Source organism: Christiangramia forsetii KT0803 (assembly GCF_000060345.1).
Taxonomy (GTDB): Bacteria; Bacteroidota; Bacteroidia; order Flavobacteriales; family Flavobacteriaceae; genus Christiangramia; species Christiangramia forsetii.
In genome coordinates this window covers 2,726,295-2,748,482 of record NC_008571.1, presented here as the reverse complement: position 1 = coordinate 2,748,482, position 22,188 = coordinate 2,726,295, and the positions used below count along the sequence as shown (strand labels likewise).

Annotated in this window: 19 protein-coding genes; 10 read left to right on the top strand and 9 right to left on the bottom strand. The window is 34.4% G+C overall.

Annotation, left to right across the window (positions count from 1 at the left end):
* Nucleotides 1-213: 213 nt before the first annotated feature.
* The 4 genes from GFO_RS18025 to GFO_RS12410 all read right to left on the bottom strand — a co-directional run bounded on the left by GFO_RS18025 (nt 214) and on the right by GFO_RS12410 (nt 3,318).
* Complete coding sequence (locus tag GFO_RS18025) at nt 214-342, bottom strand: hypothetical protein (protein WP_011710495.1); 129 nt, start codon at nt 340-342, stop codon at nt 214-216.
* A gap of 210 nt (nt 343-552) precedes the next feature.
* Entirely contained in the window at nt 553-1,170 is a 618-nt protein-coding gene (locus GFO_RS12420) for a response regulator (RefSeq protein ID WP_011710494.1), read from the bottom strand.
* Nucleotides 1,167-2,936 carry a tetratricopeptide repeat-containing sensor histidine kinase gene (locus GFO_RS12415; RefSeq protein WP_011710493.1) on the bottom strand — a complete coding sequence of 590 codons (1,770 nt, stop codon included), beginning with the start codon at nt 2,934-2,936 and terminating at the stop codon, nt 1,167-1,169. Before GFO_RS12415 ends, GFO_RS12420 begins: the two co-directional genes overlap by 4 nt.
* 1 nt (nt 2,937) lies before the next feature.
* Nucleotides 2,938-3,318, bottom strand: a complete 381-nt coding sequence (locus GFO_RS12410; RefSeq protein ID WP_011710492.1) for a hypothetical protein — start codon at nt 3,316-3,318, stop codon at nt 2,938-2,940.
* Nucleotides 3,319-3,563: 245 nt separating this feature from the next.
* On the opposite strand from GFO_RS12410, the gene GFO_RS12405 reads away from it, so the two are divergent.
* From GFO_RS12405 to GFO_RS12390, 3 genes are all read left to right on the top strand, one after another.
* Complete coding sequence (locus GFO_RS12405; RefSeq protein ID WP_011710491.1) at nt 3,564-4,235, top strand: outer membrane beta-barrel protein; 672 nt, start codon at nt 3,564-3,566, stop codon at nt 4,233-4,235.
* Nucleotides 4,236-4,269: 34 nt separating this feature from the next.
* A complete protein-coding gene (locus GFO_RS12400) occupies nt 4,270-4,968 on the top strand; it encodes a hypothetical protein (protein WP_011710490.1) in 699 nt (232 codons plus the stop codon).
* A 460-nt stretch (nt 4,969-5,428) separates the two neighbouring features.
* Nucleotides 5,429-6,004, top strand: coding sequence for a hypothetical protein (locus GFO_RS12390; RefSeq protein WP_011710488.1), 576 nt, complete (start codon nt 5,429-5,431; stop codon nt 6,002-6,004).
* Nucleotides 6,005-6,871: 867 nt separating this feature from the next.
* Here GFO_RS12390 and GFO_RS12385 read toward each other — a convergent pair.
* Nucleotides 6,872-7,702, bottom strand: a complete 831-nt coding sequence (locus GFO_RS12385) for an alpha/beta hydrolase (protein WP_011710487.1) — start codon at nt 7,700-7,702, stop codon at nt 6,872-6,874.
* Between the two features lie 641 nt (nt 7,703-8,343).
* Between GFO_RS12385 and GFO_RS12375 the strand changes: the two genes are divergently transcribed.
* A complete protein-coding gene (locus GFO_RS12375; RefSeq protein ID WP_011710485.1) occupies nt 8,344-9,096 on the top strand; it encodes a LytR/AlgR family response regulator transcription factor in 753 nt (250 codons plus the stop codon).
* Nucleotides 9,097-9,130: 34 nt separating this feature from the next.
* Nucleotides 9,131-12,052 carry a sensor histidine kinase gene (locus GFO_RS12370; protein ID WP_229664725.1) on the top strand — a complete coding sequence of 974 codons (2,922 nt, stop codon included), beginning with the start codon at nt 9,131-9,133 and terminating at the stop codon, nt 12,050-12,052.
* Between the two features lie 379 nt (nt 12,053-12,431).
* On the opposite strand, the gene GFO_RS18085 is transcribed toward GFO_RS12370, so the two are convergent.
* A complete protein-coding gene (locus GFO_RS18085; RefSeq protein WP_011710483.1) occupies nt 12,432-13,139 on the bottom strand; it encodes a response regulator transcription factor in 708 nt (235 codons plus the stop codon).
* Nucleotides 13,140-13,629: 490 nt separating this feature from the next.
* Between GFO_RS18085 and GFO_RS12360 the strand changes: the two genes are divergently transcribed.
* Nucleotides 13,630-15,591, top strand: coding sequence for a hypothetical protein (locus tag GFO_RS12360; RefSeq protein WP_041250123.1), 1,962 nt, complete (start codon nt 13,630-13,632; stop codon nt 15,589-15,591).
* Nucleotides 15,592-16,186: 595 nt separating this feature from the next.
* Here GFO_RS12360 and GFO_RS12355 read toward each other — a convergent pair.
* The 3 genes from GFO_RS12355 to GFO_RS17760 are packed head-to-tail and all read right to left on the bottom strand — an operon-like array spanning nt 16,187 to nt 19,007.
* Nucleotides 16,187-16,852 carry a response regulator gene (locus GFO_RS12355; protein WP_011710480.1) on the bottom strand — a complete coding sequence of 222 codons (666 nt, stop codon included), beginning with the start codon at nt 16,850-16,852 and terminating at the stop codon, nt 16,187-16,189.
* An 8-nt stretch (nt 16,853-16,860) separates the two neighbouring features.
* Nucleotides 16,861-18,783, bottom strand: coding sequence for a tetratricopeptide repeat-containing sensor histidine kinase (locus GFO_RS12350; protein WP_011710479.1), 1,923 nt, complete (start codon nt 18,781-18,783; stop codon nt 16,861-16,863).
* Between the two features lie 53 nt (nt 18,784-18,836).
* Entirely contained in the window at nt 18,837-19,007 is a 171-nt protein-coding gene (locus GFO_RS17760) for a hypothetical protein (protein WP_011710478.1), read from the bottom strand.
* 273 nt (nt 19,008-19,280) lie between these two features.
* Here GFO_RS17760 and GFO_RS12345 point away from each other — a divergent pair, with 273 nt between their 5' ends.
* The 4 genes from GFO_RS12345 to GFO_RS12330 all read left to right on the top strand — a co-directional run bounded on the left by GFO_RS12345 (nt 19,281) and on the right by GFO_RS12330 (nt 22,185).
* On the top strand, nt 19,281-19,931 hold the full coding sequence (locus tag GFO_RS12345) for a hypothetical protein (protein ID WP_011710477.1): 651 nt from the start codon (nt 19,281-19,283) through the stop codon (nt 19,929-19,931).
* A 91-nt stretch (nt 19,932-20,022) separates the two neighbouring features.
* A complete protein-coding gene (locus GFO_RS12340; protein WP_011710476.1) occupies nt 20,023-20,364 on the top strand; it encodes a DUF2085 domain-containing protein in 342 nt (113 codons plus the stop codon).
* A 12-nt stretch (nt 20,365-20,376) separates the two neighbouring features.
* Nucleotides 20,377-20,580: a hypothetical protein gene (locus tag GFO_RS12335; protein WP_011710475.1), complete on the top strand. Its 204-nt coding sequence runs from the start codon at nt 20,377-20,379 to the stop codon at nt 20,578-20,580.
* A gap of 267 nt (nt 20,581-20,847) precedes the next feature.
* Nucleotides 20,848-22,185 carry a hypothetical protein gene (locus tag GFO_RS12330; protein ID WP_041250122.1) on the top strand — a complete coding sequence of 446 codons (1,338 nt, stop codon included), beginning with the start codon at nt 20,848-20,850 and terminating at the stop codon, nt 22,183-22,185.
* Nucleotides 22,186-22,188 lie beyond the last annotated feature (3 nt).

The window sequence follows — 22,188 nt, the reverse complement described above, 5'->3', positions numbered from 1 at the left end:
CTTAGGCATAAACGTAGTTATGGTTCTAGCGAATGTACTTTCCTGAAATAGGTTGACTAAAAAAAGAAACTGTCTCACGAGTCTAACTCTTCATCTTAGATTTAATTCAGGATCTTAATAATTGAATAATGAAATCAACGAGAAACTGAAATTAGTTTCGCTTTATGAAAAGAAAAACTTTTGAGACAGCTTACTTAATAAGATAACTAAAGTCTATTCTTCTTCATCAGATTTTTTTTCAGATTTCTCCTTCATATCTTTTTCTTTCTCATCTTTCGCAATTCCCTTTGCGTGGGGAATAGGATGTTTTCCTTGTTGTTCTTCGTAATTGGGAGTTTTCATATGTTTTGTTTTAATGGTTAATAAATCGTTCGCATGCTAATATTAGACCATACTTACCGGGTCCCAACTATTTCTAACAGTGTTTAACAGGAATCTGTTAATGGCTTTAAAATATTTGAATAGTTTATAGAAAGATCAAAAGAAATCTGAAAGCTTATTCCCGATGTACTCGAGATTATATATTGAAAAATAAATGCAGTTTAGCCTAATTTAAAAATCATATTTTTTTTCCAATGCGTATCTTAATAATTCCCCGGCACCCTGTAAACCCAATTTTCGAATCATATTTTTTCTATGTGTTTCCACGGTGGTTTTTCCAATAAATAACTGATCGGCTATTTCCTGGTTTGTTCTTCCCTGGCCTATCAATTTTAAAATTTCCCTTTGCCGTCCTGTTAGAACTGCCTTTGATTTTGGTGAAACTGATTTCTGTTTTACCGTAATGTTTGGGTCATAATAGTGTTCCCCCTCGTGAACTTTTCTTATTGCATACAACAATTCTTTTAGGCTGGAATTTTTCAGAATATAACCGCTGGCCCCGGCCTCGAGCATCTGCTGAACCGCTTTGTCCTGATCGAACATACTAAAGGCGATAATTTTAATATTAGGGAATTCCTCTAAAATTTCTTTTGTGGCCTGTATTCCGTCCATCACCGGCATCCGAATATCGGTAATAATGAGATTGGGTTTTTTTCTGCGCGTGAGTTCGATTAATTCCTGGCCGTTATTGGCAAATCCTACAAACTCAATATCCTCTTCATATTCAAAGAAAACTTTGATCCCATCAATAAGTGCAGTATGGTCTTCAGCAATGACTAAGCGTATCATTTTATCGGGATATTTATAATTACTGATGTTCCTTTACCTTCAACCGACTCTACATCAACGGTTCCGCCCATATATTCCACCCGTCTTTGGATGGAGTGAATTCCCATACCTTCCTGGTATTTAATTTCTGAAGTATTAAATCCTCTTCCATTGTCCTCTACCATAAGGTTTAATTCCTCACCATGGTGGGTAAGGTGGATAATGGCTTCGGAAGCTTCAGCATGTTTAATAACATTTGTAATAAGTTCCTGAACAATCCTGAAAACGGTAATTTCAAACGAGTTTTCCAAACGCTCGTCCATTCCATGATCTTCTACTTCTATAACGAGTTTGTTGGCGGCAGAAACTTTCGTAGCAAAATTGCGAACCGCAGGTAACAATCCTTCGCTGGCATGAACCCCTGCATTTTTTGCATGGGCAATTTTACGAACTTCCTGATAGGCTTCGTCCAGAAGATCATCTGTTTGTTTTAAGATTTTATCCTCTTCCTCTTTTAAGCGATCTTTTTTCACTTTTAAATTCTGAAAATGGAGTTTGATTGTTGCCAGTAAACTACCAAGATTGTCATGGAGATCATTGGCAATTCGCTGTCGCTCTTTTTCCTGACCTTCGATCATTGCATCGATCCCCGCCAATTCCTGTTCCTGCAATAGATTTTCTAATTTTTGGCGCTGTACCTCATGTTCTTTTTCTGAAAGTTTCTTTTTTCGTCTCAGGTTTTTAAAGGCTAGGTAACCAATAGTTAATAAGAGCAATAAACCGCCAATTGCTATAAATAACCAGATAGAACGCTGCTTTAATTTTAGGTTTTCATTCTCTTTCTTCTCTACTTCGTATTTTGTTTGAATATCCAGCATGGAAGTGTGCTGCTCCTCATTCATCAGGCTGTCGCGATAGCTATTCTGAAGCTTTAGATATTTGAGTGAATTATTGGGATCATTATTTAATTCGTAAGCTTCAGCGAGCCAACCATATCGCAGCCTATAATTTTCTTTGGAATATTCCCGTGGTGAAATAGAATCGGCTTTCAAATAATTCTCGATCGCCGCTTCATAATTTTTCTGCTGTTTATAGACTGAAGCGCGGTTATTATAAATGTAGGACATAAAATCATTATGTCCGAGTTCTTCATATTCCTGAAAGGCCTTGTCATAATGATAAAATGCCGAATCAAATTCCTTTAATTTTTCGGCATATACTACCCCCGTATTATGATGAATTTTAGCCGTAAGTAGTGAGTCAGCAGTTTTTTTGCTTTGTGCTAACGCCAATTTAAATTGCCGAAGAGACTCCAGGGAATCGCTTGCTATTAAAACTTTGGCCAGTTGATCGTGTGCCAGGGCCAGAATGTGCGGATCGTCCTGTTTTCTGGCGTATTGAAGATACTCGTCCATAAATGGTTCCGTATCTAATTCTGCGTATTTCGAAGAATTTAATGTTTGTACAATACGAAGATTAATCTGGGCGACTTTGCCAAAACTATCAATATCCCTAAACATTTTCCTGGAAATCATCCAGTATTCATAGCTTCGGTCTGACCGGTTATTGAGATTTTCAGCGGAAGCCAGTAAATTGTAATATTCGGCTTTCAGGGGTTTATTCAAGTTCGCGGAATCGATCTGTTTCAATTTTACATAAGCCTGCTCAGTTTCTCTAATAGTTAATAAAGAATCGATAGTTGCTAATGAAGCGGACTGTGAATATGAAAAAACAGTAAGAAGTAAACTTCCGGTGGTAAGGATGATATTTATAAGGGATTTTTTCAAATTAAGTACCTACAAGTATGCTGCCCCCTACTGTTTCCGGAGATAATGGTTCTCCCTCGGCGTGTTTCCAGACTAAGGATATATTAAGTTGGCTTCTTACTTCCCACTGTCTATCCTCTACAACTACCTTTACGTTAAATTTTTTAGTTCCGCTTGACTGTTTTAATAAGTCTCCTAATGTAGTTGGTGGTTTTCCTTTGTAAAAGAAAATTGTGATTTCTCCCTGATTTGTGAATTTGGCATCAAGCTTATTTTCGTCAAAATTATCAGGAAATTTTCCCTCTAATTCAATTTTAGAATAGTATTGACCATCACTAGTGAGTTCAATTTCAAATTTCTTTGCAGACAGATTAAATCCGCTTTTATAACTTTTTTTGCTCATACTTAATTTTAAAATGTTATTAAATCTACAAAATCTATTTTACTGACTCTTAATTATTTCAGTGTATAAATTCTTACCAATTCAAAAGTAAGTTCTCCATAAACATCAAAAAATACCCATTGGCAGGTATATTTTGCGTTAACCCAAAAATTGTATGGCTAATTTTAAAATACCCTTTTGTGGGTATTGCGGCCTATGCTATAAATCGAATAGGTTTGATGCTATAAAACTGAAAATCAGCACTCATGAAATTAGCCAAACTCACATTTGTAGTAGTAACTGTATTGTTGTTCCATTTTAATCTAAGCGCACAACAGGAATATGAAAATGCAGGCCCGGATATAGATAGACCTTATAGAATAGGTTTCAAACTGGGTTATCCCAATATACTTGGGGGTAGCGTGGAGTATATGCTTCCCGTACTCAACGGAAAGTTTGGTGTTAGCCTTGATTATTCAAGATTAAGAAGTAAAAATTTATTTTCTGCCGCAGGTGTAAATGAAGATGGTACAGAAGATCTGGACCTCAACTTACAATATATCGAAGGAGGTATTAACTATTATTTATTTAAACCCGGGAAGGGACTTTATGTAGGGATGAGTTATGGAAATTTTAAATTTGATGGAACCGAGGATAATATTGAATCTGAAAATGAGCCTAATAAATTTGGAACAAGAAAAATAGATTTTTCAAATGGGTCTTTTAACCTAAAGATTGGAGCGAGATGGGGCGGATTGTTCTACTTCCGCCCTGAAATTGGGTATGCGTTCAGTCCTATTCCGGAGACTATCGATGCTACCGTATTTTTTGATGATGGATCTACTGAAACACAACCCCAGGACTTGATGGTAAACGATGGATTGAGCCCGCTATTTTCTGGCCTTATCTTCAATTTCGGGATAGGAGTAGCATTTTAAGAATATGTATAAATAATCTTTAATCTAAATAATCATGATGAAACCAAATTTCAAACTAGTACCCGTATTTCTATTTATTTTTTTAATTGGATCTATTCATCCGTGTAATGCAGCGACTGTGGAAGTTGGAAAGAAGAAAGTTCGTGTAAGCACCTCAGAATCTGACGCTGAAATTTTTGTAAACGGAAAAAAAATAGGGAGCGGTTCAGCTGAAGTTCTGGTTCCAAAAGACGATTGTGTAACCGTTACTGCTGAAAAGGTTGGTTTTCTTTTTGAGAGTATCGAATTCTGTAATCAGAAAGGTATGGCCTCGCCTCCTAAAACCCATTATGTGGAAATGAGGAGGGATGATGCTTTTGACGCTTCGGTACAAACCGATATAGCAAATGTAGATATTGAATTTAAAGTAAGTGATATGTCTAAAGACAAAGCCTGGAAATTGATAAATCAAATCGTTTTAAATTATATAGATGTAATTGAAATGACCGATAAGGAAACCGGTTATTTAAGAACTGCCTGGTCTTTGCAAACTTTCAAGCAGAATACAATAAGAACAAGAATGATCGTAAAGGAATCAAATTCAAACCCTTTAGTATTTAAAATAAAACTGGTTAGTGAAGAAAGCGGTAATTCCATGACCAGTGTGAAAAGTGATCATTTGTACAAAGAATGGGACAGAGTTTTGCGTAGCTATGATGATGCCATTGGAGAATTCCAGGCAAGGGTGAAATAAAATAAGTAGTTTTTTGATTTAGCCTAAACCCCTGGATGATTTTTAGGGGTTTTTTAATGATTTTTTAAAGTCCTTATTTTAGAAGTAGGGGGGTAGTTTTTTTTGAAAGTTTATAGTGTTGTAATGGTTTTCGAAATGCAAATTACATTGGTCACTGGCTTGGTCTAGCTTCTATAATTTCAACTTTCAATCAATCAAATTGATAGTCTTTTCTAAGTTGTACACCAATTTCGGATATAGCATAACTACCCACAGCGATCAAAAGTATAGTCGAAACTGAAACTATCTTGGTTCTATTGATTTTAGGAAGAAAATTTACCTATAACCCCCATTTCTTTCAAGGATTATCTAAAAACATTCCCTCTATAGTATTAGAATTTTTATTAGGCGTAAACGTGGTTATGGGTCTAGCGAGGGTAGTAAATCTTGATAAAAAGCGCAGAATTCTATTTTTAGAAAAATGGAAAAATCTATTATTTTGAATTTTATAATTTCCTTTTCAGCTTTTGGAAGGGTGCAGCGAACTTTCGGTAAAATTAGAGCTACGTTGAATACCGGTTTTAATTATAATAAAATCAACCAGTTTATACAAGATCGGAGATCTGTGAATGAAAGTTTTACGCAAACTTATACTCCGGCTTTGCGAACGAATTTTAAAATCGCTCCCAACGTGGGAATAGAATATAAGTATAGCGTATCTAAAAATTCACAGGGAAATAATCAAACTAATTTTTATACAATTAGTCCCTCGATAAATTTTGATGCTTATATATGGAAATCGCTAACGTTTGTTACAGACTACTCTTTTACCAGTCAAAGACGTGCTGGCAGGCAGGAAAATTCTTTTGAAACCTGGGACGCTTCCATAGCCTATAGAAAAGATAAAGATTCAAAGTGGGAATACGCGTTGAAAGCAACGAATATCCTGGATAACGAAGTCAAGGTAGATAATATCGCCACCAATTTATTTGTTTCTTCCGTTCAGACTTTTATTCAACCACGGTTTTTAACCCTACGCATAATTTATAATTTATAGCGCTTGGTTGTTTTTGTCTGATCTATTTTTGCCTGAACTATAGAATGATATAATTCTGAACCTGGAATTTTAATCTGAATAGGGGGAGGATAGGCTTAAAATTTTCAATTTTGAAAAAGTATTTATGTATATCCGTTTTTCATCCTAATCGTTCTTTCGTCACCCTGAGACCTGAGATAAAAAATATCTAGCGTAGGAAATTGACATTTTTTTTAAGATGCTCGTTCATTTTTTCCATTGATGAAAAAACGAACCAAAAAAATCTAGACTTACGAAAGTTTATCTAAATTAATCGTTCAGTACCTAAATTTTAGGAACTCGCCATAGAGATTCACCTTTACTGAAGAATTTGTTTAGCTCAAACAGCCTAAAATTTCACGGTGCTTTCACTTCAATTTTTACGATAAACTTTCGATAGGCCGGTAATTAGAAGTATTTACAATTAAATAGTTAGCTTCATAATTACCAATTTTGAAAAATGCGTCAATGGTAATTTATTTCAGGGTCTCCATATCGCAATGATTTACATTAAACTGAGATTCTGAAACAATCCCGAAAGCTTTCGGGACTGAATGACCCCATTTTTCTGTTTAGGATTTTTTACGGAAAAACAAAAAGTATTATTATTAAATGTTTCGTAGGCTTGCCCCGAGAATTATTTACTTACTATAATTAGAACATATTGATCAAATCAATAAACAAGACTTTGACTTAGAATGATTTATAGCTTTTAGTCATTTTAGCTGAAAAATTAATAATAGCTTTTCTTTTTATCTAATCTTTCATTCTTTTGAATAATTTTGATGATGCCTCTATATTTTTTGTGACTAAAAACGTAGGTCCAGAATTATTAAAGCATTTAGTTTCTTATTTGGAAGATACTTCTATAAACTCAATCATCTCTTGATATCTGTTACTCCAGGGCCATAAATATTGGGTCATCATGGGGATATGCTTCTTATTAATTAAGACAGGTTCAACTTCCGGCTGGTATTGCTGCAGATCATTCAAAAACCTTTTGTTTGCAGTGGTTATAGAGGGATAGGTTTTTTTACCCAGGTAAATTAAAAACGGAGGTATTTTTTCATTGAGATAGAAAATAGGCGATGCTTTCTTCCAGTTTTCAGGATTATTAGTCCAGGTAGTTAAATAATTATTGGTAGAAGTAGGTGGATTTTGCTGAAGATAATGGTGCATATCCAAGCCTGCTGCATCATTAAGAATAATTCCCGAAATATCTTCTGGATCAATTCCATACTTGGGATTCATGACCGCCAGGGAAATTAAATGTCCGCCGGCAGAATGTCCTGTTAGAAAAAGCTTTTCTGGGTTACCGTTATAATTGGAAATGTTATCTATTGTCCATTGGATAGCACTGGCAATTTGAGAAGTCATTTCCTTATAATCTGCCTGTGGACTAAGGGTATAACCAACCACTACGGTAGTAATTCCTTTTCTGGCAAAATTCTTACCAAAGAAGCTATACATTTCTTTTTTCCCGCTATCCCAATTCCCACCATGTACAAAAATTAGAACTGGGGATTTTACTAAACTATTTTTATCCTTAGGAGAAAAAACATTTAAACTCGGCTGATTCGATCTTTCAGCTTCCTGTAAATATAAGATGTCTTTATGTTTAGAAACTCCGCAACTGGTAAACAAAATTAGAATTAGAATATGGAGAAGGTAGGAACGCATTTTTTTTTCCGAAGATAGGAGAAATTTAAGAGCCCACTGCGTTCTGCATATTTTCAGTAAAAAGTATGGAAGGTTTAATTTTTAGGTATGCTATATAAAATTATATCAATTTCAAATCTTTCATAATGCCAATAAGATGCTTATTGGTATTGGCCCGAAATTCTTTACGTAACTCTTTTAAACGTTTGTCAATCGCAATTTTACTGCTGGGTTTGATGTTTTTCATTTTTAACTTCTGTTGAATTTGATCCTGGACAAATCCAGTTGCAATTGGCAATATTAATCTCAAAATCATTTAAAGTCAGTATGTTATTTTGTTTCAGAACTTTTCTCTAGAAGGTGACTTACAGGTTTACCATCACTCAAATGTTGAATTACTTCTTTCAGTTCTTTTAAATCATTTCGATCTTTAAATGTATAAGCCTCTATATTTGCAGAGTCCTATAAATTCTTAACAGTTTGGGGCGCTTTTCTATAGAATCGACGATTATTTTTATGATCGTATTTCCTTATACAAACTAATTATTAGTTACTGACCCAAGGTTATTCTAACCTTTCCAATGATCAGTTTTAATACCGGGATTATAGGGACATGTTCTAATTTAGTTAACAAAATCACAATTAAATTGTAATATTGTTTTATGATTAAGGCAGTAATTATTGACGATGAAATTAATGCTCAGAATTTGTTGGAAAAAACTCTGGATAGGCATTTTCCTAATAAATTTAATATTGTAGAAAAATGTAATTCGGTAGATTCGGGGGTGCTTGCAATTAAGAATTACGAACCTGAATTAGTTTTTCTAGATATTCAGATGCCTGAGAAAAGTGGATTTGAATTATTCAAATATTTCGATGTGATAAAATTCGAAGTCATTTTCACTACTGCTCACAGTAAATTTGCCATTAAGGCAATTAAGCGCAGCGCACTGGATTATTTGTTGAAACCAATAAACCATGTAGATCTATTTGAATCTATAAAAAAATTTGAGACCAGAAATAGGGGGAGTTTTGCCCAAAAAAGACTGTCCTTGTTACTTGAAAATCTGAATGTAAATGACCAGAATGTAAATAAAATTGCTTTTCCAACCGTTGAGGGCTTTGAGCTTATTCACTCAAACCAAATTTTATACTGCAAGGCTGAAAGCAATTATTGCTGCATAAAAAAAATTGAAGGCACTACTAAAACGGCTACCAAAACTTTAAAATATGTGGAAGAAATACTTCCCGCTACTTCCTTTAAAAGAATACATAAAACCTACGTTATTAATTTAAATTATGTGGTTAGGTATAATAAGGCAAATAAGGAAGTGGAATTAACCAACGGAGAAAAACTTCCCGTTTCTTTTCGCAAAGAAGAAGAATTTATCAATGCCATTCTGCAAAACAATTAAACTTTCGTTCTTCTTAATTTTATGGGCGAACCTTATGTTTTCCCAAAACTATCCCAGTATAAATTATACTGCAGCTAATGAATTGCCAAATAACGCGGTTAGATCCTTGCTGATAGACAGTAATAATATTCTGTGGATAGGCACCGAAAATGGCCTGGTTAAAAAAGAAAATGATGTTTTTAAATATTTTTTTGAAGAAAACGGATTAGCTCTCAATAGCTGCTGGGCAATTGCAGAAGATAAAAATAAAAACCTATGGTTTGGCAGCTACGGCGAAGGCGTTAGTATTTATAACGGGTTTAATTTTAAAGTGCTTTCAGAAAAAGATGGATTGGTTCATAACGAAATAACCAAACTATATGCTCATAGAAATTATATGTACGTGGGAACAAGTAACGGCGTTTCCTTAATTGACATAGATACATTTAAAGTATGTTCCTTAAATATCCCTACTGGAAAGGAACTTTTTAGAGTTCAGGATTTTTTTGAATACCAGGAAGAAATTTACGTGGTCACGTACAATTCAGGCATCTTCAAAATAATTAATAAGAGTCAACCGGTGCTGATTAAAGTGAATGATCATAAATTCATTTATTCAGTTTTAAAAGATGGGGATAGTATTTACAGCAGTAATAAGGGTTTCTTTTCGAAAATTAGGCTTGCAGATTATGTAGATAATAATGCTTCTTCATCAAATAAGCTTGGTTATTCTATTATCTGGGATTATGTTAAAAGCAGGGACGATAAAATTTTTGCGGCAGCCTGGGGAATATACGACCCTAACGGAGGAATTTATGAACTGGTAAATAATGCTTTAGTTTCCAGAGCTTCCGAATTCAATATTCCCAGTAAGCAAGTAATTTCCCTGGCTTATGATCCAGGCTTTGAAAAATTATATGTAGGAACCAAGGATGCCGGATTGTTTGAAATTTCTTTAAATCCTCAAATTAAATTCCATGACATTAAAGGAAAAAATGTCCTTGGATTTGCAGAGACTAAAAATTCTTCCGCAGTATTAATTAACGATGCCCTTCTTATAAAAGTAGCAGAAAAAGAACAGACGATTAGCCTGTCCCAATTTAAAAAATGGCAGGAGAACTATGTTCTAAATACTAAAGTTCCATTACCAAAACATCAGGATGATTTTTATGAACTGGACTATACTACCAGGGCTAAAAACATTCATTTTTATGACCTAAAGGTCTTCCAGAATATTTACTGGATAAATACGAATATCGGACTATTCGCAATAAAGGATACCGGAGAATTGCAGCGATATTTACCCTTACATTCAGAAGAGATTAATTTTACCCGATCTGGAAATCTTATAGAAACGAATCCTTATGGTGGCGTTAGGATCTATAGTGACCTGGATTCATTGAGATATACTCATTACAAAAAAGAAGACCCGCATACACCCACTATGATAGTGAGCAGTATGCAAAGGGAAAATAAAACCTATTTTCTGTCTGTATTTTCAGGTCTTTATGTTTGGGAGAATAATGGGTTTAAGTCTTATTTGAAAAATGGAATTTGGAAGGAAAAGAAATTAAAACACATCAGCACCTTAGATAACAATCTCGCTATTGCAAATGAGTTTGGGGATGTGTTTATCGTTAATGATGAGAATACATTTGAAATACTAAAGAAAATACCGAGGGCAGAAATTCAGGGAAATTCGATTTCTTTTCTAAAGGCCTATAAGGGAACTTTACTAATTGGAACAGAAAAAGGATTGACGCTATTTAAAAACGACCGCTTTATTTTTATAGATAGGGAACAGGCACTGGAGCCACCTTTGCTGAGTGCCCGTTTGAGTGAAAATACGCTGTCTATAGGAAGCGATAATGGGTATTATAATATAGACCTGGATGCAGTTAGTGATACTCAGGCTTTGGTCGATAAAATAGAATTGAACGAAATCTTTATCAATAACAGTGAGTTTACTTCTGAATCATTATCTAATATAAATCAGTTAGATCTGGCACACGATGAGAATACAGTATTGCTGAAATTCAGTACCAATGCCCATCCTTATCCGAATAAATTAAAGTATCAATATCGATTAGATGCTGATGAGCCATGGAGTCTCTCTACCTCCGAACCCGAAATATTCCTGCCTTCCCTGCCACCTGATAATTATGGTATTGAAGTAAAAGTTTTAGATGAAAGTACCGGTTTAAGGTATACCCGGCCGCTATTAAAGATGGCTATATTTCCGCCTTTTTGGAAAACCTGGTGGTTTGCTTTGCTAATTGCAAGCATAATAACTGTCATGGTTTATAGCATGTATAAATTTCAAATTAGGCAAACAAAACAATTTGAAGAACAAAAGGGATTGATCCAGAAGCGTTTTGAAGAAACTAAAATGGAAGCTCTTCTGGCGCAAATGAATCCGCATTTTATTTTTAATGCCATGAATTCTATTCAATACTATATCCTGGATCGTGATATAGATAATGCCACCCTGTTTTTAGGGGATTTCGCCAAATTGATCAGGCTTAATCTGGATCATTGTACTAAACCGGGTATTTTATTAATTGAAGAAATTGAGTATTTGCAGTTGTATATCCAGGTTGAGAATACGCGGTTTAACAATACCATTAAGGTGATCACGGAAATAGACCCTTTAATTGATCCTTATGATATTGAAATTCCTACGATGTTATTACAGTCATTTGTGGAGAATGTCTTTGTTCACGCTTTTCCACCCGGTGTACCCGATCCCACTTTAAAAATTTATTTTAAGTTGCTTCCCGGCAATATTTTACAATGTGAAATTGAGGATAATGGGATTGGATTTAAGGACGGTCCCACCAATAAATTGCATGAATCTAAAGGTGTTACCTTAGTAAAAGAGCGATTAACATTGCTGGGCTACAAGGTTGAAGAAGCAATCCAAATAATTTCAGAAAAAAATAAAGGCACCTCCGTTATTCTGAAACTAAAGCTTTGACGATTACTTCCAAATTCCATACGTTTACTAAACGAATATCTTTCGCTTTAACATAAAATTTAGTTTTATAGAAAATTAGAGAAAGTGGCAGCTACGCCTTAAACGGTTTTGCTTTAAATGAAATATTATGGGTAGGGTCATGATATTTTGTGGGGCTATGGTAGATGTCACTTCTTTAAGCTTAAAATCACTCTGAGGATACCAGTCCAATTAATTGTTTTACCAGATTCCTAAGTCTGTTTCTGATTTACTTTTTTCAATATTGTAACTGGCAGGTTTATATATCAGCTTCAAATCTTTCATAATGCCAATAAGATGCGAATTGGTATTGGAATGAAATTCTTTACGTAACTCTTTTAAGCGTTTTTCAATCGCACTTTTACTGTTTGATATTCTTACTTTTTAGTTCCTGCTGAATCTGATCCTGAGTAAAACCATTGGTGAGAAATTTTATAATATTAATTTCAAAATCGTTTAATGTTAGCACATTATTCTGATTTAGAATTTTTTCAATCGAGGGTGAATTATAAGTTTCACCATTATTCAATTGTAGAATTACTTCCTTTAATTTTTTTAATCCGTGGCGATCTTTGCAAACGTAAGCATCGATATTCCCTGAATTCCATAAATCTTTTACCGTTTGCGGATGATCTTCAATAGAATTCACGATTACTTTAAGCTCAGGGTTTTCAGATTTTAATTTATCGATGAGTTCTTCTCCCGAAGTTATTTTTTCTTCCCGATGATCCTGTTTAAATGAAATGTCACAAATAAGTAAATCGAAAGCTTCCTGATCCTGCGAGGCTTTTTTAGCAAGAAGCCATGCTTTGTCACAATATTGCGCATGAACAACCTCAATTATATCAATCTCTGGAAAAAACCGGATATCCAGGTTTCTGGTTTCTTCTGTGAAAATTTTTTGATCGCTATTTTCAGTCAGTTTGTGCTTATGTTGGATGCGGCTCATATTCCTTACCGCACTATGTGGGGCTAAACCAAGGTTATTTTGGGTGGTCCTACCTTCAAAAATCAGCGTAGGTTCGGCCATATTCAAGGGAATCAGGCGGGGACCGGTAATATCGGGCATAAATTTAATGTAAAGTGACGTAGCTCCTTTGGCATGCTAAGACGAATCCCCGTCTTTAAAAATAAAATTATGTTCGTTCCAAAAGCGGTTTTCAATAGCTATACTCAATTTTTCAGCGACCTGGCCGTGAATCAGTTCTTGATTTAATTTAGTCCATTTCAAATGGTCTGCAAAGTATCTTGATTTTAAAAGATTTATTGATAGAAACCACTATTGTACAATTGGTAAACTCAATATTTTTCACAAAGGTAAATTAGATTCAAATATCTGTTTTAAATTTTTAGACTGGATTATTAAAAATTAGTAATGCAAAAACCGGTTAGTTTAGATTTATTCGATGATTAGTTATGCACTAGAATAATCCATATCTAAATTGGATAAAAATCCGTATACTTCAATGCGGCCCTAAAATTTAAAATCAATATATACCCACATAAGGGTATTTTCCGGTGGAGTTAGATGTTCTATGTTTGCTATTAAAGTATTCATTATGAAAAAATTCCTGTTTTTACTGTCTTTGGTATTTTTTATTACTGCCTGCGAAACAGAAGAAGATCCTGTTATCGAGAGAGAAGAAGTAGCAGAAGAGACAGAAGAGCCTGCGGAGGAGGAAAATCAACAGGTTGAAACCTTAGATTTGGGGGATGTCAATACCCAAGAAATTATTAGGTTTAATAGTGAAAAATTGGCTGCACAACAGTATGAAGGAACGTTGGATGGGCAGGCAATTACCATTGAAAAATTCAATGCTATTGAATATATTTTAGTAATTCCTGGGGACACCAGTTTAGGTAAACAGGAAATAAAAATTTCTGGTATAGATGATTATGTACTATCTGTAACTATTTCAGAAACGACAATAACAAATAGTGCGGAGGAGGCTCTAGAACCATTCTTTGATAATATTTCAGCTTTTGAAGAATCGATAAATCCAGCATCTGAAAAGGGCGCCAACGTCTTAGCAATTCTTGAAGCTTTCAAAAAAAACTACCAAACATTGTCTAATGACGGTAAGATGGTGTTGGCAAAATTATACTTAGCCAATAAATCATTTATGGATGATACAGTTTTAGATGACTATGAGAGTAGTAATAACGACCAGCTGGCGATTGTTGGGAAATATATTTTATCTGTAACTACATTTTCTACTGCTACCGTGGCAGCTACCATCGACCCTGAACTCATCTCCAAATCAGGATTGGTAGCCATCTCCACTATTGCGTTGTACAAGTCCTATGAATATAAAGATCAGTTATCTGCATCTACGCTGAAAAAAGTGGATATAGCTATTAATTCGATTGAATCTTCGCTATCTACGCAGAATGAAGATAATATATTGGAGTTATACAATAATGAGAATGAGGTATTTCCATTTGAAACTAGAGAAAGAGCTATTATAAGTTCAGATAAGAATGATACAAATGAAAATTTAAAAGACTTCTTTGAAAGTTTTTCAACGTTCAATGAAAGATTGGAAAAGCTAAATAGTGCAATACAATTTGTAGACGATGAAATATGGTTTTCAAATGTATCTTTGTTTGAAAGAGATTTTTTTCCAGATTCAGCACAGGTTGAAAAAATGCCTGCAAATCAGACAATTTTTTATGCTTCAGAATTTACCATTAGTGATTCCCGGATTAATTTGAACAATGTTAGCTTTAGCGATGGTCACATATTGATTAATGCCAGTTATGCAGATCAAAATTCTACAGAAAATTACCTGGATACTTTTTTAGAATTCACTTATACTGATGAATTCAACGAATTGGAGGGAAAATTCGCAGTAAGGCTTCACAAAAATTATAATTATAAAATCCAGTTTATAAAAAATCCAAACTATGGCGAAATAGTACCAGTTGAAACACTTAGTAATAGGGATTCATATACGGCACCTAACTTTGTACGTCATTACTATCGTGTATTTTTAGATAACGAGCCAATTTTATTAGATAATGGAAATGAATGGTCCAACGTAATCCTGGGGGAGGTTCCCACATCTGCTGATACCCTTACTGTTAATAATTATCCAATTTACATCAGGGACGCAACTAATGATAGAGTTATTACCATAAACCTTGACTTAACGTTTACCAACGAGGCGTATGCAAAAATTGTAAATAAAAAATTCACTATCGAGGGCGGCAATTACGGAGAGCCAAATGGGAGCATAGTAAAAGTTAAGTTTAATGATAATGGCACTTATGATACCTATTCTAAAGATGGAACTTTTATACGTGAAGGAAATTATAGTTTTACTCCTCTAATTGATAATTATGGTTGGCTGGACTGCCAGGATTATGTATTTAAAGGCAGGGGCATTGCTGCTATAAATTTGCCTGGGGCGGGTTCTGGTGGCTATTGGATGTTTTACGCGGATGGTCAAATATTAGCGGGTAGTACTTACGGATGTATGAATCAATATCAGACCACTCATATTAGTGAAGGCTGGTAGCATCGCTAATTTTATAGATATTCTAGTGGAAATTGGTGGTAGTTATGCAAGTCACAAACTATCGCCATTATTCATTGTCTTAATTCCAATATGATTAAAGGGATCTTTGTTTTTCCGAAAAATATTTTGGTGATCATTAGATTCACTGATGATAACTATTATTCTGAAGAAGGAAAACTATATTGCCAGAATTTATTCAGAAAATGTCCGGTCCTAAGCTTGTCCTGTGATTTTTAAAGCTATAGAAAGAAAAGAGATATACAAAAATTCTGTATAATATATGATGTGGTTTCTTGACCGAACCTTATAATCATACATTCATATTTACTAAAAATGACTCTGCTTCCTCTAAAAAAGTAATCATTTTTCATGAGTAAATATTGAAAGTAATTATTTTTCATGGAAGCCATATTATTATAACCATAATTCATGCTTCCTGATTAATTTTCATGTTGGTCTCATATGTGGAGATACCAGAAAATCTTTCAAATATTTTAGGTCTTGAATTAGGGAATGCCGTGTGAGATAATTGAAAAATTACATTAAATCATTAATTGACCCTATTTAACTAAATTGGATAAGAAATTTAATTTATCTATATCAGCTTCAAATCCTTCATGATTCCAATAAGATGCGGATTGGTATTGGCATGAAATTCTTCCCGTAACTCTTTTAAGCGTTTCTCAATTGCACTTTTACTGCTGGGTTTGATATTCTTACTTTTTAGTTCCTGCTGAATCTGATCCTGAGTAAAACCATTGGCGAGAAATTTTACAATATTAATTTCAAAATCATTTAAAGTGAGCACGTTATTTTGTTTCAGGATTTTCTCAATAGAAGGTGAATTATAAGTTTCACCATTATTCAAATGTAGAATTGCTTCCTTTAATTCTTTGAGTCCGTGACGATCTTTGCATACATAAGCATCGATATGCCCTGAATTCCATAAATCTTTAACCGTCTGCGGATGATCTTCAATAGAATTCACGATTACTTTAAGCTCAGGGTTTTCAGATTTTAATTTGGCGATGAGTTCCTCTCCCGAAGTGATTTTTTCTTCTCGATGATCCTGTTTAAAAGAAAGATCGCAAATAAGCAAATCGAAAGGCTTATGATCCTGTGAGGCTTTTTTAGCAAGAAGCCAAGCTTTATCACAATATTGGGCGTGAGTAATTTCAGGAATATCAAGCTCCCTCAAGACAGATGCTACTGCATGATTAATACTATCCATATCTTCTGCAACCAGAACTTTTTTAAACATGTAAAGAATTATGACGGAATCTGGATCAATATCTTTAAGCCTTTTTCCTGTTCGGTTTCAAAATTAAGTTTTCCCTTGATAGAAAGAATACGGTTTTCCATATTCAGTATTCCGTTGCCGGTTTTCAGGTTTTGCAGGGAGGTGCCAGTTCCGTTATCTGAATAATTAATATTCAGTAAACTTTTTTCTTCGGAAAAGATCACTGCTACCAAACTGGCATTGCTATGTTTTTTCATGTTGATCATGATTTCCTGAAGCACCCGGTAAAGAATGATCTTTTTTTCCGGAACCAGTTGATTCCAGTTAATGCTATTTTCACCGCGTAGGATCAATCTGGTATCGTCTGGCACCGTAGCGCTAAGCGTGGAAAGTAAATGCGGCAGGTAATTGGTTCCGGTAGGAATACTACTATTCTCCCTGGATATATTTCGGGTACGGTCATAAATATGTTCCAGTTTATCTATCATATTATTTGGAACAATAGACTGCAAACCACTCATTACATTATAAACGTCATTCGCTAATTCATCATGGATCTTCTTGGAAATTCTTGTTTCAGTTAGATGAGCCTCGCGAATTTTTTCTCTAGTATGTTTTTGCCTCAAATAATAAAAACCGAATCCGCCACTCACCAAAATCAGCAGCCCTACCAAAGAAAGAATGATTATCTGGTTTTGTAATTCCATAGCTTCTATGCGCTGTAATGCAGTTTGTGTTTCCAGAGTATCGATCTCCTTTTGTTTCTGTTCCTCATCATACCTGATCTTGGCAAAGAAATTTTTCGCCCGGATATTTTCAGACCTTATACCATCATTTAATTGTATATATCTATCTGACAGGTCTTTTGTTTTATTAGCTGGAGAAAGTTGTATTAGTTTCTGGATTGCGTTGAGCTGGGCTGTCTTACTGCCGGTATTAATAGCAGTTATTAATAAACTGTCTGCGTATATTCTTGAAAGGTTTGTATCCTTATTTCTGAAATAATCTGAAAGATGGTTATAACTGGCCAAAAGACCATTACGATCGTTTTCTTTGCGCCTAATTTCCTTTGCATACAATAATTCATCTTCAACAACTGCTGAAGAATCTTGCAGCCATTTGGTATAGGCAAGATTATCCATAAATCGAGCCCGGGATTTTCTATCTGTGAGATTAGAATTTTCCAGGATTTTTTCAAAAATTTTTATAGCCTCTTTGAATTTCTTATCATCCTGAAGTGCCAGTGCAATATTATTCAGATTGCTTAGGCTATCCCGGCTTCTGGAAGCATATTTAAGTGCATTTCTCCATTCTTTTGCCGCATCTTGATAAAATTCCTGGTTTCTGTATGTGGTGGCAATGGTATTATACATACTGCTTAAATAAACAGAATCATTTTCTGATAGATATTCCAGGGCTTCAGTAGCTGTTTGCTGCGCTCCAGTATAATCGGTCAACTGACTCTGGGCGTTAGCCATTTCCGCTGTCCTGCGTCCTGCGCTCGCGGTGTCTCCAATTTTTAAATAGATCTCACGTGCGGCATAGGTATTTTCAAATTGCTTTTCATTTTGATTTAAATATTGGAAAATAAATGCTTTTCGATAGTAGCCCGTGGCTATAAAAGCAGAATCATTCTGGATTTGGGCGGTTTTGATAAGGCGATCTGCAAAATGTAGGGAACTGTCATATTCTTTTAAGCGGTTATGATAATAAATTTTGTTGTCCAGGATATCCAGCATAAGGGAATCCTCTATAGTTTTTATGGATTGAAGAGCTTTATTAAAGTTTATTATTTTTTCTTGTATCTCTTCGGAATTCTTTCCTTTTTGAAAATAGTAACTAGTGGAATCTTTTCTAATCTGGGATTTAGAAGAAATTTCTTTGTTCGTGCACGAGGATAGCGCTAGAAAGCAAAAGATACCAAACGTATGAAGCAGGGGGCGTAGGTTCATAAAGCGAAAATAAATAAAAAAGCCGCTATAACAGCGGCCTTATTTAATAAGCACTAATTACCATTGCTGGGAGGCTCTTCAGATGGAGGATTTGGATCTTCTTCTCCTTCAGAAGCATATTGCCTTTGAGGTTCATCTGTAGCCTCACCTAAACTTTGTTCTGTACAAGAAATAATAGATAAATTTGAAATAAGTAATAATAGTAGAAGACTGATTTTTTTCATGACTTAGTTTTTAAAAATTGACATTAGATTGTTAACCCGGCTTATGCGGGTTTTTCGATTTTAAGCTCAGAAATGAGCTAGTGGGAAGTCATGAGTTGATAAGCCAGAAGTCCTTCACTTCCCTGTAAGTTGTACTGACTTATCAATCACAGGGCAAAGTAAATAAGGGCAGTATGGTCAAGGGTAGACAAGATCTGGACAAGCTTTGGACATTTCTGTCCAAACGGAATGTCCAATAGATTTGTTAGTTTTACATCGCTGAATTTCTAAGAAATGACCCACCAAATAATTATTGCTGCTTTTAAGAAAGCAGAGGCCGAAACGGAAAGAAACTCTACCAATGCGAATGCAGAGTTTTTATCTGACTATATCTTTGAAAAATTCAAATACTCGATTTCCACAAAATCCTTAACCCGGTATTATAAAGGTGAGTCATCTCCAAATCAAAAAGTAAAAGATTATTTAGCTCAATATTTAGGCTATGAGAGTTATGATAGCTATATAAAATGGAATTCAACTTCCAGCCAAATCAATGAACTTGAAGAAAAAAAGAAGAGTCATTTATTTTCCAATAAGAAACTAATGGTTGCTTTAAGCTTTCTTATGGTGGTAGCTACTTCATCGTACTTGGGTTATATAGGAGGGAAGGAAGAATGCATGATCTGGAGTAATGATCACTATATCAAAACTGAATGCAGCGGAAGCAGTGAAGAACGAAAGTTTATTCCACATATCTATAGAAACCTTAAAGAAGTGGAAGTTTCTGAGGCCACAACTTTTTTTAAAAATGGTGAAGTTCGAATTTGGTACTATAAAAGCAATGGGGGATTAGAGTATTTCTCATCTCCAGGAAAACATCCAGTAAGTGGAAAAACCTTAAAGCCAATTACAAAATATATGATTGATAAATACGTCAGGAACTAATTTTACCTAATTAATTTCTCATTTTACGGGAAACCGTATGATCTTCTTTTTAGTTGGCCTTAGTTTTACGACTGGATATTGAACAGATCAAATGTTTAGTAAAAAACTGGAGTTTTCTTTTTGCCATCAATTACCTGAAAGATCTTTTTTCTTTAAGGGTAAACAATTCCCGGTTTGTGCGAGATGCACGGGTATCCATATAGGCTATTTAAGCTTTCCAATTTTTTTATTCAGTTTTTTTACTCTTAACCTATGGTTAAGTTTATTTATTATGCTTCCAACGATAATTGATGGTTTAACCCAGGCATTTTCTAATTGGGAAAGTACAAATGGAGTAAGGTTTATAACTGGATTAGCCGCTGGTATTGGCTGTATGTCTCTAATATCTATCTGGGGAAAACAAATTGGAAATTTAATACTATCACTAACCTAAATTATTTATTATATGTCTCATAATGACCACCGGGATGAACTCGGAACCGGATTAACCATTTTATCATTTTGTATACCACTGGCCGGGGCGATTGTATATTTCTCAAAAAAAAATACTCAACCAAATAGTGCGAGGTCTGCTTGTCATGCTGCCTTATGGGGGCTCGGAATTGGTTTAGTACTGAATATACTAATGACAGTGGCAGGGGGAGTTTAACTAATATCAATCCCTTCGAGATTGAGTAAATCGAATTGTATTAGAAAAATTAACATTTTGAATAAAGCATTGTAACAAGATTCGGTGGAATGTGTTAAGTATCACGTTATAAATTAGATAACGTGGATTTTGAAGTCATTAATTAATTAAAATTTCTATAAACTAATTAGCATTAGTATTAAGTATTAACATAAATTTTGGAATAATCGTAAAAAAAGATTATTTATGCTATCCCTACACCAAATACTAACTAACCTATCCTACTTTATGAAACAGATAACCTCTGTTGTATATTTTTTCTTGTTACTTATTCTCTTTTCATCATGTAAAAGTGATGGCTGCAGAGGATGTGATTCGAATGATAAACCTATTCCGACTTCTTCCTCAAAAGGAATTAAAAAAACTCTTCCTCTTGATGCCACTGTCAAAATTTACTTCGAGAACACTCTTAGTATGGATGGTTATATAAATGGAAATACCGGCTTTAAAGACGTGTTCCGTGAATTATTGGTAGCTGTTGAAAATGAAGATATGATTGATTTCCAAACAGAATTTTATCTAATTAACGATAAACTAACTAAGACAGATTTTGGAGTAGGAACCACTAAAATTTCTGAAGAACTTACACCTCCAAATACAGCGGGAAAAGGAAATAAAGGGAGTAGTCATTTTGAAGAAATACTTGATAGAATTCTTGAAAATCAGGAAGGTGATGCAATCTCAGTTATTATGGCAGATTTTATTTATTCTCCTGAGGGTGAAAGTCACGTTCCTTCCGCCTTAAATAAGTTAAAAACATATACACAAAATGCTTTTTTGAAAGCCGGCAAAAATGACGATCTCGATACTAGAATATATCGATTTCGAAGTAATTTTAATGGTCTTTATTACGATAATAACAATAAAAAAATTACGAATATAGAAGAAAGACCATTCTACTATATAGTTATTGGCCCTAAAAATTTATTGAGTCTTTTTAACTCAGAGATTGCTTCACAGCTCAAAGATAATTCAGGTTTTGAAGATGAAGCTTTATTTACTGCCGCTAATTTCAACTCAATTCCAATTAAGGTAATTACTTCTGGGAATAATGGACGAATAAAAACTCGAGGCGGAGACCTGGAGGTTATAAGTTATCCTAAATCTGGAAATCTGGAATTCATAGCTTTAGTGGATTTGGAAAAATTGCCTGTGAGTCAAAGTTACATTTTGGACGGGGAAAATTATAAACTTTCTAATCCGGAATTCGGCATAAATGAAGTAGGAGTTGTAAAAGGGAAGAATATAAAATTTTCGAAATCTGGTGTTGTAAAAATGGATCCTTCAACATTAGTAGATATAAAAGGAGAAAAGTACACACATGCTATTAAGTTTTCTGCTGATGGCCTTGTATCGGAAAATCTCAATTTTTCATTACAGAAAAGAATTCCGCATTGGGTTGAAAAAGCTAATAGTGATGATGACCGCGAGATTAAGTCCGACTCACTTGAACAGACAAAAACTTTCAGTTTTGGTCATCTTGTTTCAGGAATATCTGAGGCTTATGAACAGCAAAGTGGAAGCAACAAATATTTTAATATCACCATACCAGTAACTCAAAATTAAACA

Excerpts from the sequence above, each read along its gene's own strand:
- GFO_RS18025 (WP_011710495.1), bottom strand. The coding sequence starts at position 342 with ATGAAAACTCCCAATTACGAAGAACAACAAGGAAAACATCCTATTCCC.
- GFO_RS12420 (WP_011710494.1), bottom strand. The coding sequence starts at position 1,170 with ATGATACGCTTAGTCATTGCTGAAGACCATACTGCACTTATTGATGGG.
- GFO_RS12410 (WP_011710492.1), bottom strand. The coding sequence starts at position 3,318 with ATGAGCAAAAAAAGTTATAAAAGCGGATTTAATCTGTCTGCAAAGAAA.
- GFO_RS12405 (WP_011710491.1), top strand. The coding sequence starts at position 3,564 with ATGAAATTAGCCAAACTCACATTTGTAGTAGTAACTGTATTGTTGTTC.
- GFO_RS12400 (WP_011710490.1), top strand. The coding sequence starts at position 4,270 with ATGATGAAACCAAATTTCAAACTAGTACCCGTATTTCTATTTATTTTT.
- GFO_RS12390 (WP_011710488.1), top strand. The coding sequence starts at position 5,429 with ATGGAAAAATCTATTATTTTGAATTTTATAATTTCCTTTTCAGCTTTT.
- GFO_RS12385 (WP_011710487.1), bottom strand. The coding sequence starts at position 7,702 with ATGCGTTCCTACCTTCTCCATATTCTAATTCTAATTTTGTTTACCAGT.
- GFO_RS12375 (WP_011710485.1), top strand. The coding sequence starts at position 8,344 with ATGATTAAGGCAGTAATTATTGACGATGAAATTAATGCTCAGAATTTG.
- GFO_RS12370 (WP_229664725.1), top strand. The coding sequence starts at position 9,131 with ATGTTTTCCCAAAACTATCCCAGTATAAATTATACTGCAGCTAATGAA.
- GFO_RS18085 (WP_011710483.1), bottom strand. The coding sequence starts at position 13,139 with ATGCCCGATATTACCGGTCCCCGCCTGATTCCCTTGAATATGGCCGAA.
- GFO_RS12360 (WP_041250123.1), top strand. The coding sequence starts at position 13,630 with ATGAAAAAATTCCTGTTTTTACTGTCTTTGGTATTTTTTATTACTGCC.
- GFO_RS12355 (WP_011710480.1), bottom strand. The coding sequence starts at position 16,852 with ATGTTTAAAAAAGTTCTGGTTGCAGAAGATATGGATAGTATTAATCAT.
- GFO_RS12350 (WP_011710479.1), bottom strand. The coding sequence starts at position 18,783 with ATGAACCTACGCCCCCTGCTTCATACGTTTGGTATCTTTTGCTTTCTA.
- GFO_RS17760 (WP_011710478.1), bottom strand. The coding sequence starts at position 19,007 with ATGAAAAAAATCAGTCTTCTACTATTATTACTTATTTCAAATTTATCT.
- GFO_RS12345 (WP_011710477.1), top strand. The coding sequence starts at position 19,281 with ATGACCCACCAAATAATTATTGCTGCTTTTAAGAAAGCAGAGGCCGAA.
- GFO_RS12340 (WP_011710476.1), top strand. The coding sequence starts at position 20,023 with ATGTTTAGTAAAAAACTGGAGTTTTCTTTTTGCCATCAATTACCTGAA.
- GFO_RS12335 (WP_011710475.1), top strand. The coding sequence starts at position 20,377 with ATGTCTCATAATGACCACCGGGATGAACTCGGAACCGGATTAACCATT.
- GFO_RS12330 (WP_041250122.1), top strand. The coding sequence starts at position 20,848 with ATGAAACAGATAACCTCTGTTGTATATTTTTTCTTGTTACTTATTCTC.